The following is an 18,144-nucleotide window of genomic DNA, read 5'->3' as shown; positions in this document are numbered from 1 at the left end:
ATGTTCGATTGGCTAACAGCAGAAAATTTATTAGAACTAACAAGAGATTACAAATCACTTGGACCTCTCATCGGATTCTTATTACCATTTTTAGAATCTTTTTTACCCTTTTTACCCCTATTTGCATTCGTTTTTGCCAATGCTAGCGCATATGGTTTATGGATAGGGTTTTTAATTTCTTGGGCTGGGACAGCTATTGGTTCATATATTGTGTTTTTAATCATTCGCAAGTATGGACGGGCGCGCTTTCTTCGCATTATGACTAAACATGAACGCGTTCAAAAATTAATACATTGGGTTGAAACTCATGGGTTTGGACCGTTATTTCTTTTATTATGTTTCCCATTTACTCCATCTGCACTGGTAAATGTTGTAGCAGGTCTTTCTGATATTAAAAAGAATACGTATTTATGGACGCTTCTTGCAGGTAAGTTTGTTATGATTTTAACCATTAGTTTTATTGGCTATGATATTCGAGCACTTATTACACAACCAATACGGACAGCTATCGTAGTCGCAGTGATTGTATTGTTATGGCTTTTAGGTAAGCAGATTGAACGTAGGTTGAATGCCCGAGTTGAAGCGGATTTTAGAATGATTCAAAAAGAAAGACAAAATGGAAAGGGGCCCATGGTTTGAGTGTATTGAAACAGGAGGCATGGGAATGGACTAAAGCAATTATTATTGGCATGTTAATCATTGTCGTCATTCGTTCCTTAGTAGTAACAAATTACTCAGTTTCTGGTCAATCGATGCAGCCCACACTTCACAATTCGGATAAAGTACTAGTAAGTAAAATTTCATATACACTTGGTGAGATCGACCGCTTGGATGTATTAGTTTTTCATAGTGATGAAAATGAAGATTACGTCAAGAGAATTATTGGTCTTCCAGGTGATGTTATTACGTACTATAATGACAAGCTTTTTATTAATGACAAGCGTGTAGAAGAACCATTTTTACACTCATACGATGCCTACCAAGATCCGAATGATAGATTGACAGAGAATTTCACACTTCAAACGCTCACCGGTAGATTGAGAATTCCAGAAGATTCCTATTTTGTCCTTGGTGACAATCGAAGGCAAAGCCTAGACAGCCGGTATTTTAAGTTTGTAAAGAAAGATGATATTGTCGGAAAAGTCGTGGCAAGGTATTGGCCACTTGATACAGCAACCATTGATTTTACAGGTAAAAGTCCCGAATAATTTCCACCTCTTGCAGTAGTTCTGTACAATAGAGGTAGGGAATATATTTCGGGATTTTTTACATGAAGTTCAAAAAGTCCGCTAAAAATAACTTAGGCCCGCACGAAGCGGGTCATGCAGCCTGTGCCACAGGAAGTGGCGAATTCAGGCTGTATTCCATACAGTTGGCTTGCTTCTCCGCTCCTCACGTATTAAGGACATACGCTGTGGTGCTCGAAGACTGCGCCGCCTTAGGCCAACAGGAAGTTGGTCACTCAGGTGTTGCCAAAGGAATTGGCGTTCTTAACCTGAGTTCCAAAAACGGCTCTTTTTATGCTCCTTTTTGAACACTACTACTACTAACATTTAAGGGGGACTTCATGTGTCACTGCGATTAATAACGGGACGAGCAGGGGTAGGGAAATCACAATATATGAGACGTGAAGTTGCTGAAACATCGGAGAGCAATCCACTTGGGTCTCCTATATTTTTTGTTGTACCCGATCAGATGTCATTTTCTACTGAATCTGCATTATCAACTAGTCAAAAAGTAAAAGGAATTATCCGTACACAAGTTACGACGTTTAAGCGATTGGCTTGGCGCGTGTTACAAGAAACAGGTGGGATTAGTCGACAAGAAATTAGTGGGTTTGGCTATCGCATGTTAATACGTAGTTTACTAGAAGAACATAAAGAAGAGTTTTCTCTCTTCAAACAAGCAGCAAATAAACGCGGCTTTACAGACCAAATGGAAATGCTATTAAAAGAATTTACTCGCTATTGTCTAGACTGCGATACATTGTATTCACTTGAAGAGTCTCTTAAGCAAGTAGATGCCCCTCGTACATTGCAAGATAAGGCGCATGACTTGTCAGTGTTACTGCGTGCGTTAGAAGAACGACTTGGCACGGCTTATATCGATAGCGAAGGGTATTATGCGTTGCTATCAAAGCAAATTCATCAGTCTGAGCTAATTGCAGAGGCTGATATTTATGTGGACGGCTTTGTCACAATGACGACAAGGGAGTATGAAATATTAGGCGAGTTAATGAAACATGCGAAGCGCGTCACTATCGCTCTGCCACTAAATAACGAAATAGAAGATTTAATGGACGATCAATCACTTTTCCATGGAGCGGCAAAAACAGCTGAGAGATTAAAAGAAATGGCGCGCGAAGGTTCTGTAGCCATCGAACCATCTGTTCATTTACATGACAACAAACGATTTACCAACAACGAAATTCAGCATATAGAAGAGAATTTACATACGTATCCCGCTCCAGCTATAGATAATCATGAGCATGTACATGTGATTGAAGCTGACAGTCGTCGAGCAGAAGTTCATGCTGTGGCAAGACATATTAGACGTCTAGTACGAGACGATGAAATGCGCTATCAAGACATCGCGGTGCTTTACCGCCAACCTGAAGTATATGATGAACTTCTTGAAACCACATTTGCTCAATACGATATTCCGGTATTCATAAACCGCAAAAAGGCAATGTTGCATCATCCTCTAGTGGAAATGAGTCGTTCTGTGTTTGAAGCTGTGTTGAACGATTATCAATATGAATCTATGTTTAGAGCGATTAAAACGGATTTGTTTTTCCCGCTTCAAGCAAACAAGCAAATTTGGCGTGAACGTGCCGACCGCTTAGAGAATTTCGTAATCTCTCAAGGGATTTATGGAGAGCGGTGGACGGATGAAAAACGCTGGCTTGTGAAAAAATATCGAGGTCTTGAATTTCATACGAAAGCTCAAACCGATGAAGAACGGGCCTTACAAGAGGATATTATAGCTGTACGCGACTGCATGTTAGCACCTCTTCAAACATTTGCTAATAAGATCAATAACTGTGAGACAGGCAAAGAAGTAGCTCAAAGTTTATTTGAATTAGTAGAAGAACTCTACATTTTCGATAAGTTACAAGTGTTAAAAGACGAAGAAAATGAACACGGTCATCTACTACTAGCAACTGAACATGATCAAGCTTGGTCACAGTGGGTAGACGTGTTGGATCAATTTGTTCTGATGTTTGGTGATGAAAAGCTAACACCGAAAGAAAGTTTCCGATTGCTTGAAGAAGGTTTTGATACGCTTGAGTTCTCACGTATTCCACCTTCTCTTGATCAAGTTACTGTCGCTACAGTCGACTTATCACGTTTGTCTAATATCCGAGCGGCTTTTGTCATTGGCGTAAATGATGGCGTATTTCCAAAGCGCATTGAGCAAGAAGGGTTACTATCAGATACCGAGCGGGAATGGTTTATGCAAATTGGATTCGAACTGGCCCCAACTTCAAAAATGCGCTTGATGGATGAAACGTATATGGCTTATCGTGCAGTCACAACTGCTTCAGACAAACTATTTATCTCGTATGCTGTAGCTGATGAAGAAGGCAAAGCATTGCTACCTTCAACGTACATCAAACGTTTACAAAAATTAATGCCAAATATTGAAGTTGAACTTGCTGTGATTGACCCTGCAGTATTGAAAGAGAGCGCCACTCACTATATTCAACACCCTAGAGCAACGATGCCGTTTTTGGCTACCAAAATAAAGCAAGCGCGAATGGAAGGTCATCTTGAAGAAGAATGGCTAGCCGTTGCTTCTTATTATGAGAATGACCCGTTTTGGCAAAGTGTTTTCAAGCGAGTGATGCGTCCAATATCCAACCCTACACAAGCGCAACGCTTACATCCAGACACAACAAACGCCTTATATGGTGACTCCTTTACGTCGAGTGTGTCTCGAGTTGAAAAATACTATAGTTGTCCTTTTGCACACTTTGCAACATATGGATTGCAGTTAGAAGAGAGAAGTGAATATCGTCTTGAAGCACCCGCAATCGGTGACTTATTCCATGCTGCTTTAAAATGGATTGCTGACGAAACGAAACGACTAGGAATCTCTTGGGCTCAACTTTCTACAACGCAAGCTTGGGAATTAGCAAGACAAGCTGTGGAAGAAATCTCACCTTATTTCGTTCACCAAATATTACTGAGTTCAAAAAGGTATTACTATATTCAACGGAAGCTTGTTCAGATTTTGCAAAGAACAATGACGACCTTGCGCGATCATGCCAGTGTTTCGAGCTTTGTGCCGATAGCAATTGAAGCAGGTTTTGGTCCAGGGGAAGAATTGCCGACACTTGAGATTCCACTTAAGAACGGCAATGCAATGAAAATGCGCGGACGAATCGACCGCGTGGACGCAGCAGTTATTGATGGAAAACAATTTATTCGGATTGTTGATTACAAATCATCTGCAAAAGGTCTTGATTTAAATGATGTGTATTTCGGAATTTCGTTGCAAATGCTTACGTATTTAGACGTAGCGGCAACAAACTCTGCCATCTGGTTAGGTGAAGAAGCGGATCCAGCTGGCGTGCTATATGTTCATGTTCATAATCCGATGTTAAAACTTGCAAAAGAGTTGTCTGATATGGATATAGAAGAAGAAGTGTTCAAGAAATATAAGATGCGTGGGTTATTAATTGATGATGCAGCTGTTTTAAATGAAATGGATACAGAAATTGTCGGTGCTTCTAAGGTCATTCCTGCAAGAATTAATAAAGATGGCTCCATTTCGAAAATTTCAAAAGTTGTCTCTCCACAAGATATGGCTAATTTACGTTCATTTGTACGGACCAAACATCAACAAGCAGGAGATGGCATGCTTTCGGGCGATACGCGCGTGTACCCTTACCGCATGAAAGATAAAACGGCGTGTGATTATTGCAACTTCCGAAGTGTGTGTCAATTTGATCCAACAGATCCAGAGCAACAATACCGTAAACTACCAATCAGCACACCAGAAGAAATCACGCAGCGAATAAAAGAGGAGGTTACACCAAATGTTGATACCGACTAAACCACAAGACGTAACTTGGACTGATGCTCAGTGGCGGTCAATTTTTGCAGAAGGTCGTGACGTCCTCGTTTCAGCAGCTGCTGGTTCAGGGAAAACGGCAGTATTAATCGAACGACTTATACAAAAAATGATTCGCACAACAAATCCAGTTGATGTAGATGAACTCTTAGTCGTGACATTTACCAACGCTTCAGCAGCTGAGATGCGTCACCGCATGGCGGAAGCACTGGAAAAAGAGTTGATTAAAGATCCGACTTCAAGTCATTTAAGAAGACAGTTGAGTCTATTAAATAAAGCACAGATTTCAACGCTCCATTCATTTTGTTTATCAATCGTAAAACAGTACGCATACGTTCTCGATTTGGATCCAGGATTCAGACTCGCGAATGAGGCAGAAGCTGCGTTAATTCGTGATGATGTATTGGCAGACGTGTTAGAAACGGCTTATAAAGCGGATAACCCAGAAGAAATATATCGACTTGTTGATAGTTTTACAACCGATCGTGATGATCAACTGATTGAAACGTTAGTTGAAAAATTACATGGTGCAGCAAGTGTTCATCCAGAACCGAAGAAGTGGTTACTATCGATTCCAGTAGGTTACGATGTGCCGAGCGAAGTTCAAATCGATGAACTTCCTTTTATCGATGCACTAAAATTAACGATTCAACATACGCTTGAAGAGGCTTATGCGATGACAGAGGAAATGCGTCAGTTTGCTTTGCAACCAGCAGGTCCAGCACCATACGCAACAACGGTTGAGCAAGATCAACAATTAATTGCTGAAGGGATTCGACGAATTTCTACACAGTCGTGGCAAACTACTTTTGACTATTTCCAAACCTTAAAATTTGCGACTGCAGCGCGCATTCCTAAAGAAACGTATGATGAAGACCTCATTCAAAAAGCCAAAGATAAGCGCGATCAATTGAAGAAACGAGTTAATGGAATAAAAGATTCTTACTTCACTCGGACTCCAGCAAGATTGCTAGATGAAATGAGACTAATGCACCCAATTCTCAAAACCTTAGTCGATTTAACTCTTACCTACGGGGAACAGTATAGATTAGCAAAAAGTGAACGTGGGTTAGTCGATTTCTCAGACCTTGAACATTTTGCACTGCAGATTTTGACGACAGAAGAAAATGGACAACTCATTCCTTCGAATATTGCCGAGGACGTGATGGCACAATATAAAGAAGTGTTGGTGGATGAGTATCAAGATACGAATCGCTTACAAGAAACGATCTTACAAATTGTCAAAAGTGGAACTGAAGCAAATGGCAATATGTTTATGGTAGGGGACGTTAAACAATCGATTTATCGCTTCCGTTTAGCAGAGCCGATGCTCTTCTTAACAAAGTATTTAATGTTTACAACGGAGGCTTTAGATACCGGTGTCAAAATAGATTTGAATGCGAATTTTAGAAGTCGTCCAGAAGTTTTACATGCCACCAATTTTATCTTCTCTCAAATCATGGGCGAGCGTGTTGGTGAAATTGAATATGATGAAGCGGCTGCTTTGAAACCGGGTGCGCCTTATCCTGATCAACAATCAACGGTAGAGCTGACGCTTCTTTCACAACAACAAGAAGAAGAAGAAGAAGAATTGGCAGATGATGATGGGGAAGTTAATGAAGAGATTCAAGAACTAGAAGAGTTGAAAAAGTCACAGTGGGAAGCTCGTTATATCATCGGGAAAATCCGTAAGTTGATGAATGACCAAACGATGGTGGTCGATGCATGGACGAAGATTGAACGACCTCTTGAATACCGAGATATTGTCATTCTCATGAGATCAATGACTTGGTCTGCTGATTTAACAGAAGAGTTTAAGCAAGCAGGAATTCCTTTGTATGCGAACCTGTCAAAAGGGTATTTTGACGCGCTCGAAGTGATGATTATGTTAAACACCCTGCGCATTGTCGATAACCCATATCAAGATATTCCATTAGCTTCGGTGTTACGTGCGCCATTTGTCGGTTTAACAGAATCCGAGCTATCACATATTCGCTTATCAGCACCAAAAGAGCCATTTTATGAAGCACTGAAAAACTTTGTGCGAAGTGGTGGAAGTGGGATTGACCCACAGACAGCTGAAAAATTACAACGTTTCTTCCTACATTACGAAGAATGGCGTAATTTGGCACGAAGAGGTTCACTAGCCGATTTAATTTGGAGAATATACATGGACACGCATTATTACGAAATGATCGGGGCTATGCCAGGAGGCAAACAACGACAAGCCAATTTACGTGCCTTGCATGATCGTGCTTTGTCTTATGAAAAATCATCTTTCCGTGGATTATTCCGCTTTTTACGATTTATTGATCGCATGAAAAAACGCGGAGACGATTTAGGAACTGCGCGTGCCATGAGTGAGAAAGAAAATGTCGTGCGACTTATGACCATCCATTCGTCTAAAGGACTTGAATTCCCTTACGTCTTTATTGCAGGTTTAGGAAGAGATTTTAATCAAATGGATTTCAATGAATTATATTTATTTGATCAAACGTTTGGTTTGGCTGTAAAAGCAGTGGATCCAGACAAACGTATTGCCTACACATCCTTACCATTTTTAGCGATGAAGGAAAAGAAACAACTAGAGTTAAAATCGGAGGAAATGCGCGTTCTTTATGTCGCCATGACGCGAGCAAAAGAAAAGTTAATGCTTGTGGCAACAGTAAAAGATGCACAAAAATCAATTGATAAATGGGTTGATATTGCCCAGTCTAGCGGAGACAGGTTACCCGAATATGTACGATCCCGAGCTAAAGGGTTTTTAGATTGGATTGGACCGGCAGTTGCGAGACATCCTGATTTTTCTTTATGGCAAGGGCAACCACACACGGGACTGCAACATCCGTCTAAGTGGTCGTTTGAGACCATCTATGTGGAGGATTTACGTGAAGTCTTTGTAGAATCACAATCACCAAAAGACACGGATGACACGATTGCTAAAGTCGTATCGACAGAAATGATGGACGAAATCGACAGACGTTTTAATGCGGTTTATCCATTCGATCGCTCCATTAACAAACGTTCAAAACAATCGGTAAGCGAGCTCAAAAGGCTTGATCAATTAAGAAAAGAAGAAGAGCCTGAATTTTTCAGACCGAGCCAAGTTCAACAAGCGATTAAAAGTGTCTATAAGCGTCCTGCTTTTCTGCAGCAAGGTGAGAAAAGACTAACATCTGCAGAAATCGGAACTGCGATGCATACAGCTATGCAACATGTGGAAATGAATTTAGATTCAAGTAAGGAATCGATTGAAGCATTTGTTCAACAGCTTGCAGATAAACAGCTGTTAACGTCGAATGAAGCGAGTGCTATTAAGACAGATGCACTAGGGGCATTCTTGCAATCCCCACTGGCTGCTCGCGTACGTCAAGCAAAACAAGTGTTGCGAGAAGTGCCATTTACGTATGGCTTAACGGATGACGATGGTGATACGCAAATTTTGCAAGGTATCGCTGACTGTTTATTCCAAGAAGCGGACGGGGAGTGGGTACTGCTCGATTATAAAACGGATCGAATTAAAGGCGTCCTTATTACAGAAGCATCGATTGTACGTGAAATGCAACATCGCTACGGACTGCAACTATCGCTTTATAAACAAGCGATTGAGCATATTTTAGCTATTACGATAAAAGAAAAAATATTATATTTGTTTGATTCTGATCAAACGATTTTACTGGAGGATTAAATGTGAAAGTTCGACCTACTGAATTACACGAACGAATAGTCGCCATTGATATGATGCGCGGCTTCTCGCTTCTTGGTATTTTTATCGTCAATATGCTCGCATTTCATACACCTTTTTACTACATTAATCCATACACTTGGTATACCGATCCGCTTGATAAAGAAACGTTTCAATGGATTGATATCATCCTACAAGGCAGTGTGTATCCGTTATTCTCGATGTTGTTTGGTTACGGATTAATGATGCAATTTCGAAAATCAAAAGATCGGGGAAATTCTTTTATTCCTCTTGGGTTACGCAGATTAAGCATTTTGTTAATCATCGGAATTCTTCACGCTTTTTTAGTGTGGTCAGGAGATATTTTAATCACGTATGCACTAAGTGGATTTATCGTCCTCTCTTTACTACGTTTATCGAAAATGTGGTTAATTTCCATCGCTTCACTCCTTTATATCCTGCCGAACTTGGGACTCGCATTTTTGAGTTATATATTTGTAGCGTCAGGTGAAGAGTTTTATACAGGAGTAGGAGAGTTTACGTCCTCTCTTGAGGCATTTGGTTCAGGTTCTTGGATGGATATTTTCATGCAACGTGCAGCTGATTGGACTTACGCTAATATTGAATCAGGTTCTCTATTTCTAATTGGAATGACCATATTACCTTATATGTTACTTGGAGCGGCAGCAGCGCAAGGAAAGTTGATTGAACGCACGACAAGTAAGAAAACGTTTTGGGTAACGTTAACAGCTATTACGTTAATTGCTGGGTTTTCTCTTAAACAATTACCATATTTGTTTGAAGCAAACTTTTACTACATGTTTGTTCAAGATTTCTTTGGAGGACCTTTAGTCGCGATTGGATATGCTGGTTTGATTACTCTTTTATGTCAGCTATCAATCTTTCGCAAACTATTAAGTCCTGTTGCCAAAGTTGGTCGCATGTCCATGACTACTTATTTATCACAGTCTCTCATCGCAACGACTATTTTTTATTCCTACGGTTATGGTTTATATGGAAAAATGGATGTTCTGACAGGAACTTGGATGGCAGTAGGTATTTTTGTCATTCAAATGATTTTTGCTGAAATATGGTTATCTAAATTTAAGCAAGGACCCGTTGAAGCGATTTGGAAGAGAGCCACGTACGGAAAAATAAAATAAAAAATTCGGATGAAAAATCTGTCGAAGTATCGTAGACTGAATTTAACAAATTCTTTTTAAGAAGGAGTGTCGGTGTATGAAAATTTTGTCTTATCGCTACGAGGATCTTGTCAAATTTGGTCCTAAGGTTAAAAAAGAAGAAGCAGTGTGGGACGTGCTGGCGATACAAGAGACGCTCCAGGTGTTACCAAGTTTTCCTCAAACAATTGTTGATGGAATTGCAAATGGCATGGATTTTGTAGAACAAATGAGAAAGCTTACGGATGCTGCTTTGAAATCTGAAGAACCGAATCAATTTAAACATGCATTTTCAACGATTGAGTGGTTATCACCTATTCCACGTACGCCGAAAAATATTATTGCTATAGGACGAAATTATGAAGACCACGCAAAAGAGATGGGCGTACAATCAGCTCCTGAAAATTTAATGGTTTTCACAAAATCTCCTACAACTATAGCGGCGGATGAAGAAACATTATCCGTTCACGCGAATGTGACATCGTCATATGACTATGAAGGCGAATTAGCTGTTGTCATCAGTAAAAAAGGCGACAATATCCCGAAAAAATTAGCGTATGATCATGTCTTTGGTTATACGATTGCGAACGATTTGACTGCTCGTGATTTACAATCAAAACACCAACAATTTTTCTTAGGTAAAAGTTTGAAAGGATCATGTCCGATGGGTCCTTACCTTGTAACGAAAGATGAATTGCCTGATCCACAAGATTTATCGATTGTTACGAAAGTAAATGGTGAAGTGCGTCAAAATGGACATACAAAAGATATGATTTTCACAGTAGAAGATTTAATAGCTCAAATTTCAGCACTTGTGACTCTTGAGCCAGGCGATGTAATCTTAACAGGTACCCCTTCTGGAGTTGGAAAAGGCTTCAACCCACCTAAATTCTTAGCAGCGGGAGATACAGTGAAAGTATCGGTTGAAGGTATAGGGACTCTGGTCAATCGATTCGAGTAAAAAGAATTGCCCGGGAAATATCAACAAGCGATTGCCTAAAAGAGTTTATTAGAACCGTAGATATGATATTCTAGAATAGAACAACTAATTAGATGAGGTGACGATTTTGGATTTTTTAGCTAGCACGCATTTACACATTACAACTTGGGTAATCGGAATTATATTGTTCTTTGTAGCAGTAACAATGACAAACGGCAGTAAAGGCCAAAAAATCACACATATGGTATTACGCTTATTTTACGTGTTCATCATATTGACTGGTGTAGCTTTATTTATGGACGGTATGGATTTCGATATGGGCATGCTTTACGGATTTAAATTAATCGGTGGCGTTCTTATTATTGGAATGATGGAAATGATTTTAGTACGTATGAAAAAACAAAAAGCAACAACTATGTTTTGGGTTTTATTGTTTGTCTTCTTGTTCATCACGATGTTCTTAGGCTTCAAACTACCAATGGGTATTAACTTTTTAGCTTAATAAAGAAAGCTTTAGCTTGTTAATATGTTAAGTTAATGAACCACCTTACTCCATTTATATGGAGTGAGGTGGTTTTTTTATAGATTTGAAGGTGAGCGGTGGCTCAGTTGGAAAAATGGGCTGCCAAGTTGGAAAATTTCATGGCCAAGTTGGAAAATTTGACCTCCAAGTTGGAAAAATAGGCTCTTAAGTTGGAATTGGGTTTAATGTTAGGGTTCATCAACCAATTCCTTGATTTCACAGTATTGACGTAAATAAAAGAGAATTCTCCATTAATCATGGCGAGGCTCAGTAGGGTTTGGTAAAATGACGAGTGAAGATTCGATTGAGGAGGACCTCCCGTGAAGACAGAAAAATGGATGCTGATGACGATTATTATGACTCTATTTGTTAGTATGGTTTCACCGTTAACCACAATAGCAGCAGCAAAAGAAACTATAGAAGATGAAAGCATATATGATTTACTAGTTGATCGATACTTTAATCAATCGTTTGAAAATGATTTTGAAGTAAACACACAGACACCTGAAGCATTTGCAGGTGGAGATTTTAAAGGTGTGGTCGAAAAGCTCGATCATATTGAAAAGCTAGGTTTTTCAATGATTTCGCTAGGTCCAGTCTTTTCAACTGAAACCTACGATGGAAAACGTGTAATGGATTATGGAAAGTTAGAACGTCATTTTGGTACATCTGAAGAATTCACCGCATTAATCGACAAAATTCACCAAAAAAATATGAGTGTTATTGTTGATTTCCCTATACAAAATGTCAGTTCAAAACATGTGTTGGCGTCTAACGAAGCAAATGATGCCTGGATAATAGAAAATACTGACGGGACCATTTCATTTGATTTAACGAATGAAGATGCTCAACAGGCTGTTTTGAATGCGGCTTTAGATTTTGTAACACAATATAAAGTAGATGGTTTGAGAATCACTTCTATTGAAGAAGTTGACACCAATTACTTAAATGACATGATTAATGCACTTAAAGAAGAAAATGAAGACTTTTATGTTTTAAGCAATGAACCAAGTGAAGCGGAATTTGACGCTAAAGTTTCGACTGAGCAAGAAGAATTGCTTCGTCAGGCGTTTAAAACAGTCGAAAATGAAACAACTGGAATTGTTGAACCAACTGAAGGAAAACCAGTAATTCAGCAAGTTGATTCACTAAATTCTCGCCGATTTACAGCTGACTCTGCAGAGTCAAATATGTTTCCTCCTACTCGCCTAAAAATGGCAATGGCTACTTTGCTGTCCATTCCAGGAGTGCCATTAATGACATATGGTTCTGAAATTGCAGTAAATGGTGAGCAACCACCAGAATCACACCCGCTTATGAATTTTAAAACAGAGGAAGAATTAATTGAGTTTATCGGGGATGTACAGAAACTTCGAAACGGTTCAGCTGCTCTTCGTACTGGATCAATCGAAATGTTGCATAATGAAGCTGGATTAATGATTTACAAACGTTCGAATGAAGAGGAATCTTGGATTGTGGCAATAAACAATACAGGCGGTACTCAAAGCTTCGATTTACCAAGAGAAGTTATTGGTGATAATAAAGAACTTAACGGCTTATTTGAAAGCGATATTCTAAGACAAAAAGATGATGGCAATTACAAACTTGTGTTGAGCCGTGAAATCGCTGAATTTTATAAGGTCAACGATAACAAAGGATTCAACAAAGGATATATGGCAGCGCTAGCTCTTGTGTACATCTTGTTCATTGGCTTTATCTATCTTGTATGGAGAAAAGGTAAACAAAAGAAACGTGAAGCAGAAATGAAATAATACAAATTGTTAGAGCGGAAAACGGTCTTATGTGAATGGTCATTATGACGTGGCTCGCTCATAGAGTTTTTAGATTCGCTGATAGACGACAGAGAACCGCCGGTAGTCGACAGAGAACCGCTCATAGAAAGATCAACCACCATCTAAAGAAAAAAGCTGAATTGTTAAGGACATCCATCAAAGCTGGATGTCCCCATTTTTTTGATGAACCGCTGATAGATGACAAAGATTCGCTGTTAGTCGACAGAGTTTCGCTGATAGTCGACAGAGAACCGCCGATAGTCGACAGAAAACCGCACATAGAAAAAAACATTAACAAAATAAAATCGCTTGAGACTCTTAGAGTCTCAAGCGATTTTATTTTGCTTTATAGCCAGCCATATTCACCGGATCTTTTGGTGATGAGTAGGGAGGGGCATATGCTAACTCTAATGCTTGTAAATCATCCATTGTGAGTCCTGCATAAATAGCTGTGGATAGGACGTCTATTCGTTTGTCCACGCCTTTGCCTCCAACAACTTGTGCTCCTAATACTTTGCGAGTCTGAGAATCATAATGGATTTTTAAAAATAGTTTTTCATGGTCGGGATAGTAGCCGGCATTCGACAGTGATGTTTGTGTAAGACTTTCAAAATTCATCTTACGGTCAGTTAATGTTTTTTCATTTAATCCTGTTGATGCGACGGATTGAGTGAACACTTTACAAATGGATGTGCCAAGCAACCCTTTAAAAGGAATATTGTCACCTGTTATATGCCTAGCCACGATATGTGCTTGGCGGTGAGCTGGCCAAGCCAAAGGTACGCGTTTTGCATCACCTGTAATAAAATCGATGTTTTCTGCGGCATCCCCAATTGCATAAATAGAGGCATCATTCGTTTGTAAATATTCGTTTGTAACAATACCTCGAGTTTCGCCAATTGTTAATTGTGCGTTTTCTGCTAGTTCTGTACTTGGAGAGACTCCGACGCTCATTAATATAAAATCAGCTTGTAGTTTTTCTCCTAAGTCGAGCTCTAGGTTTGCGCCATCAACTTTTGTAATGAAATTTCCTTTAAAGAGCTTAACACCATGATTAAGTAATTCTTTTTCCACTAAATCAGAGCTATCAGCATCCATAATGTTCATCACTTGTTGCGATTTTTCCACGATGGATACTGACATACCGAGATTTACGAGATTTTCTGCCATCTCTAAACCGATAAATCCAGCACCAACGATGACGCAGCTTTTTGGTTGTTCCGTGTTGATATAATGATGAATTTTCTCCATATCACTGAAATTTCGTAATGTGAACATTTTGGTGCTTTCAAGTCCCGGTGTTTTTGGAATAATGGGTGTTCCACCAGGTGAAAGAATAAGTACTTCATATGATTCTTCAACGGACTGTTGAGTTTCTAAATTTAACACTTCAACTGTTTTTTTATCTCGATTAATGCTAATTACTCGGTGTTTCAAGTGAACATCAATATTTTTCTCTTTTTTAAACTTTTCAGGAGTGGCTGCAATAAGATCATCGGCATCTGTAATCTCTCCACCGATATAATATGGCATTCCACATGCTGAATAAGACATCATATCATCTTGTTCAAACACAATAATTTCTGCTGCTTTGTCATAATAACGAATCTGGGAAGCGACTGTTGCGCCTCCAGCTACAGCTCCAACGATGACGATTTTCACCATATTTATCCGCTCCGTTTCCTAAGACGGTAATTGATTTGAAAAATAAACACCCAAAGTTCCAGGTCCAACATGGGCACCAATTACGGATCCGATTATATAAATGTCAATTTGTTTAGGATGGAATGTGTCTTCAATCATATCTTTCATCTCGATTGCAAATGCCTCGTCATCTCCATGACTAATTGCGATGGTTTGTTCATGAAGCCTTTCGCCACGTTCTTCCATGAGTTCGAGAATACGTTTCATTACTTTTTTACGTCCTCTTAGCTTTTCAATCGGTACAAGCTTGCCGTTTTCCACATGAAGTAGGGGCTTTATATTTAACAACCCCCCGATAATTGCACTTGTTTTGGAAACACGTCCACCTCGAGCCATATAGTCTAAATCTTCAACTGTAAATAAATGTTCCATATGTTTTGCTTTGAAACGGATAATTTCCGCTATTCGCTCCACCGATTCACCAAGTTTTTGTAAACGAGCCGCCTCTTTTACAAGCAAACCATAACCAAGTGAAGCGCATTTTGAATCAATAATGGTAAGGCTTAAATTTGGGAACTCTTCTTTTACTTGATCACGAATCATGACGGCTGTGTTATGAGTTCCAGAAAGCTCGGAAGAAAAGGCGATGTAGAGACCTTCTTCTCCAGATTGTGCCAGTTCTTCAAAAAGTGTTAAGAATTGTTCGGGTGATGCTTGAGAAGTTTTTGGTTGTTTTCCTTGTCGGATTTCTGCATAAACTTCTTGCGAATCGATTGTCATGACATCTAAGTACTCAGTTTCATCGATATGAACACGTAATGGAATTAATGTAACTGGATTTGTCTCAAAATAAGATTTCGGTAAATCACAGGCACTGTCCGCAAATATTCTCATCTTTTTTCCCCCTGGAAATATCTATTTCTATAAGTTTAATCGCTCTTGTAAGTATTCTGCAATACCATCTTCATTATTCGATGTCGTTACTTCATTGGCGATGTTTTTCAGAGGTGATATGGCATTTCCCATAGCGACACCAGTACCAGCGTATTCAATCATTTCCAAATCATTATCTTCATCGCCAAAGGCAATAATATTCTGTTGTGGAATATTTAAATGTTTCGACACGTGAGCTAGACCAACCGCTTTATTAAGACCACTTCGTACGATTTCAATAACATGCCAAGGCGCACCCCAACGTCTATGATCAATCACTTCAGCATGTACATCGTGAAGATGCTGACGGATGGAAGGTACATCTTGTTCATTTGCATGAATTAACAAACTAGTTGGATCTGTTTTTAAATAATTACGGATGTCGCCAGTCGTTATTTGTGGTTTTCCAAAACTGAAAATATCGAGTAATTTTTCATCATGATAATGCAGATATACATCATCCATTACTTCTGCAATTATGTTATAAAACTTATAATCGTGAAGGGCATCGATGACTTCATTTACAACTCCAAGATTTATTGGCTCATGAATTGGCTTCCAATTGTTATCCATTGGATGATGGACAAACGCACCATTAAAATTCACGATAGGCGTTTGCATTTTTAATTGATGGTAATAAGCTTCACTTGCACGGTATGGACGTCCAGTAGCAATCATGATTTCATGACCTTTTTCTCTTGCCTTAAAAAGCGTATGTAATGTCTTTTCTGAAATGACTTTGTCATCTGTTAATAACGTACCATCTAGATCTAAAACAATTAAATGAGGTTGCATATTTGTGGACTCCTTTCCTACTAAAGTAAAGTGTATCGTCACAACCAGCCATTAGTCAAAAAAAGGCAACTTCAATTTTGAAATTTGTCATTTGTTTTGCTAGGATAATAAGTACACGATGCAAAGGAAGTGGAAGCATGAACGTTGAAAATGAGCAGTGGGGACATATTCCACTATTACATGTATATAAAGAATCAGAAAAAGATATACAAGTACCAGTTGTGATTTTTCTACACGGCTTCACGAGTGCAAAAGAGCATAATCTACATTATGCCTATCAATTAGCAGAGAAAGGGTTCCGAGTTTTATTACCTGATGCCCATTTACATGGAGAAAGACAGGAACCGCTCGACGAAGTCCAATTATCCTTAAGATTTTGGGAAACGATTTTAACATCTATCGAAGAAATAAAGATGCTACGAAATGAACTCATTAATAGAAATTTAATAGCGGACCATACTAAGATTGGGCTAGCTGGCACTTCTATGGGAGGAATTATCACGTTAGGTTGTTTAAACGTATACCCTTGGATTGATACAGCAGCTGTTATGATGGGTTCTCCTGGATATGTGCAATTAGCCAAAGCGCAAATGTCTCAGTTTGAATCACGAGGTTTTAAATTGCCGATTACAGATGTAGAACGTAAACAAATGTTTGAAACATTAAGTAAATTCGATATCACCCTGAATCCAACTAAATTAAATGGTCGTCCCATTTTTTTCTGGCACGGGATGCAAGATAATGTGGTTCCATATGAACCGACCTTTAACTTTTTCAATGCGATAAAAAAATCTTACGATCACGATCCACAACGTTTTCAATTTATGACTGACAAAACTGCGAGTCATGCCGTTTCTAGAAAAGGAATGCTGGCATCGACGAATTTCATGTCTCATTATTTGTCTGAATAAGAACCATTTGTTATGATAGAAATAGATGAAAGTTGAAAGGGGTATGAACATGGATCAAGATATGCGCGATAGCATGATGGGTGCATTAGAAAATGTTATTGACCCAGAACTAGGTATTGATATAGTAAACCTTGGCCTTGTCTATGATGTCGAATTGACAGAAGACGGTTTTGCAGTAGTTACGATGACGTTAACGTCACTAGGTTGCCCAATGGGACCTATGATTGTCGATATGGTTAAAACTTCACTATATGAATTACCAGAAGTAAAAGAAGTCGACGTCAAGATTGTATGGACACCGGGTTGGTCAAAAGACAATATGTCTCGCTACGCTAAAATGGCACTAGGTGTAAGATAATAAATAGATAAAGCTCCACTCACTGTTATAACTAACAGTGAGTGGAGCTTTTTTAAAAAGATAAGTATATAATTTTAGTTCGATAAATCCAGTGTTTCAGGTATTTTGGACATAAAGATTGATTCATTAATATTGTTGATTTCCGTTTCAGGCGGACGCTTACCGCGGGGCGGGCGGTGAGCCTCCTCGGTCGCTTCGCGATCTGCGGGGTCTCACCTGTCCCGCTGATCCCGCTGGAGTCGCCGCCTTCCACTACAATCCATGAAGTGAGTAGTACCCATGATTCTAAGTTAAGCTAGAGA

General features: G+C 39.2%; 14 protein-coding genes. 11 read left to right on the top strand and 3 right to left on the bottom strand.

Going from position 1 to position 18,144, the window contains the following annotated elements; genetic code table 11:
- The 9 genes from WBG45_RS02590 (at position 1) to WBG45_RS02550 (ending at position 13,180) form a co-directional block, all read left to right on the top strand.
- The gene (locus WBG45_RS02590; RefSeq protein WP_024535307.1) at positions 1 to 639 is read left to right on the top strand and encodes a TVP38/TMEM64 family protein; all 639 of its coding nucleotides are present in this window, start codon (positions 1 to 3) and stop codon (positions 637 to 639) included.
- A complete protein-coding gene (gene lepB / locus WBG45_RS02585; protein ID WP_424412238.1) occupies positions 636 to 1,208 on the top strand; it encodes a signal peptidase I in 573 nt (190 codons plus the stop codon). The genes WBG45_RS02590 and lepB overlap by 4 nt, the downstream gene beginning before the upstream one ends.
- Before the next feature lie 62 nt (positions 1,209 to 1,270).
- Entirely contained in the window at positions 1,271 to 1,534 is a 264-nt protein-coding gene (locus WBG45_RS02580) for a hypothetical protein (RefSeq protein ID WP_424412237.1), read from the top strand.
- Between the two features lie 35 nt (positions 1,535 to 1,569).
- A complete protein-coding gene (addB, locus tag WBG45_RS02575; RefSeq protein ID WP_424412236.1) occupies positions 1,570 to 5,061 on the top strand; it encodes a helicase-exonuclease AddAB subunit AddB in 3,492 nt (1,163 codons plus the stop codon).
- The gene (addA, locus tag WBG45_RS02570) at positions 5,045 to 8,767 is read left to right on the top strand and encodes a helicase-exonuclease AddAB subunit AddA (protein ID WP_424412235.1); all 3,723 of its coding nucleotides are present in this window, start codon (positions 5,045 to 5,047) and stop codon (positions 8,765 to 8,767) included. Before addB ends, addA begins: the two co-directional genes overlap by 17 nt.
- Before the next feature lie 2 nt (positions 8,768 to 8,769).
- Positions 8,770 to 9,927: a DUF418 domain-containing protein gene (locus WBG45_RS02565; RefSeq protein ID WP_424412234.1), complete on the top strand. Its 1,158-nt coding sequence runs from the start codon at positions 8,770 to 8,772 to the stop codon at positions 9,925 to 9,927.
- Positions 9,928 to 10,003: 76 nt separating this feature from the next.
- Positions 10,004 to 10,906, top strand: coding sequence for a fumarylacetoacetate hydrolase family protein (locus WBG45_RS02560; RefSeq protein WP_424412233.1), 903 nt, complete (start codon positions 10,004 to 10,006; stop codon positions 10,904 to 10,906).
- A 106-nt stretch (positions 10,907 to 11,012) separates the two neighbouring features.
- Complete coding sequence (locus tag WBG45_RS02555) at positions 11,013 to 11,387, top strand: YisL family protein (protein WP_424412232.1); 375 nt, start codon at positions 11,013 to 11,015, stop codon at positions 11,385 to 11,387.
- A gap of 341 nt (positions 11,388 to 11,728) precedes the next feature.
- Positions 11,729 to 13,180: an alpha-amylase family glycosyl hydrolase gene (locus WBG45_RS02550; protein WP_424412231.1), complete on the top strand. Its 1,452-nt coding sequence runs from the start codon at positions 11,729 to 11,731 to the stop codon at positions 13,178 to 13,180.
- Positions 13,181 to 13,537: 357 nt separating this feature from the next.
- Here the strand turns inward: WBG45_RS02550 and WBG45_RS02545 are convergent, their stop codons facing one another.
- The 3 genes from WBG45_RS02545 to WBG45_RS02535 are packed head-to-tail and all read right to left on the bottom strand — an operon-like array spanning position 13,538 to position 16,573.
- On the bottom strand, positions 13,538 to 14,866 hold the full coding sequence (locus WBG45_RS02545; protein ID WP_424412230.1) for a CoA-disulfide reductase: 1,329 nt from the start codon (positions 14,864 to 14,866) through the stop codon (positions 13,538 to 13,540).
- A gap of 18 nt (positions 14,867 to 14,884) precedes the next feature.
- Positions 14,885 to 15,739: a DegV family protein gene (locus WBG45_RS02540; RefSeq protein WP_424412229.1), complete on the bottom strand. Its 855-nt coding sequence runs from the start codon at positions 15,737 to 15,739 to the stop codon at positions 14,885 to 14,887.
- A 27-nt stretch (positions 15,740 to 15,766) separates the two neighbouring features.
- Entirely contained in the window at positions 15,767 to 16,573 is an 807-nt protein-coding gene (locus tag WBG45_RS02535) for a Cof-type HAD-IIB family hydrolase (protein WP_424412228.1), read from the bottom strand.
- Positions 16,574 to 16,710: 137 nt separating this feature from the next.
- Here WBG45_RS02535 and WBG45_RS02530 point away from each other — a divergent pair, with 137 nt between their 5' ends.
- Both WBG45_RS02530 and WBG45_RS02525 read left to right on the top strand, forming a co-directional pair.
- Entirely contained in the window at positions 16,711 to 17,484 is a 774-nt protein-coding gene (locus WBG45_RS02530) for a prolyl oligopeptidase family serine peptidase (protein ID WP_424412227.1), read from the top strand.
- A 49-nt stretch (positions 17,485 to 17,533) separates the two neighbouring features.
- Positions 17,534 to 17,842, top strand: a complete 309-nt coding sequence (locus WBG45_RS02525) for a metal-sulfur cluster assembly factor (protein WP_024535294.1) — start codon at positions 17,534 to 17,536, stop codon at positions 17,840 to 17,842.
- The last annotated feature ends 302 nt before the right edge of the window (positions 17,843 to 18,144 follow it).

The organism is Paenisporosarcina sp. (assembly GCF_049671445.1).
Classification (GTDB): domain Bacteria; phylum Bacillota; class Bacilli; order Bacillales_A; family Planococcaceae; genus Paenisporosarcina.
This window is presented reverse-complemented; position numbering and strand designations above follow the sequence as displayed.

Excerpts from the sequence above, each read along its gene's own strand:
- WBG45_RS02590 (WP_024535307.1), top strand. The coding sequence starts at position 1 with ATGTTCGATTGGCTAACAGCAGAAAATTTATTAGAACTAACAAGAGAT.
- WBG45_RS02540 (WP_424412229.1), bottom strand. The coding sequence starts at position 15,739 with ATGAGAATATTTGCGGACAGTGCCTGTGATTTACCGAAATCTTATTTT.
- WBG45_RS02560 (WP_424412233.1), top strand. The coding sequence starts at position 10,004 with ATGAAAATTTTGTCTTATCGCTACGAGGATCTTGTCAAATTTGGTCCT.
- WBG45_RS02535 (WP_424412228.1), bottom strand. The coding sequence starts at position 16,573 with ATGCAACCTCATTTAATTGTTTTAGATCTAGATGGTACGTTATTAACA.
- WBG45_RS02525 (WP_024535294.1), top strand. The coding sequence starts at position 17,534 with ATGGATCAAGATATGCGCGATAGCATGATGGGTGCATTAGAAAATGTT.
- WBG45_RS02545 (WP_424412230.1), bottom strand. The coding sequence starts at position 14,866 with ATGGTGAAAATCGTCATCGTTGGAGCTGTAGCTGGAGGCGCAACAGTC.
- WBG45_RS02580 (WP_424412237.1), top strand. The coding sequence starts at position 1,271 with ATGAAGTTCAAAAAGTCCGCTAAAAATAACTTAGGCCCGCACGAAGCG.
- addA (WP_424412235.1), top strand. The coding sequence starts at position 5,045 with ATGTTGATACCGACTAAACCACAAGACGTAACTTGGACTGATGCTCAG.
- WBG45_RS02530 (WP_424412227.1), top strand. The coding sequence starts at position 16,711 with ATGAACGTTGAAAATGAGCAGTGGGGACATATTCCACTATTACATGTA.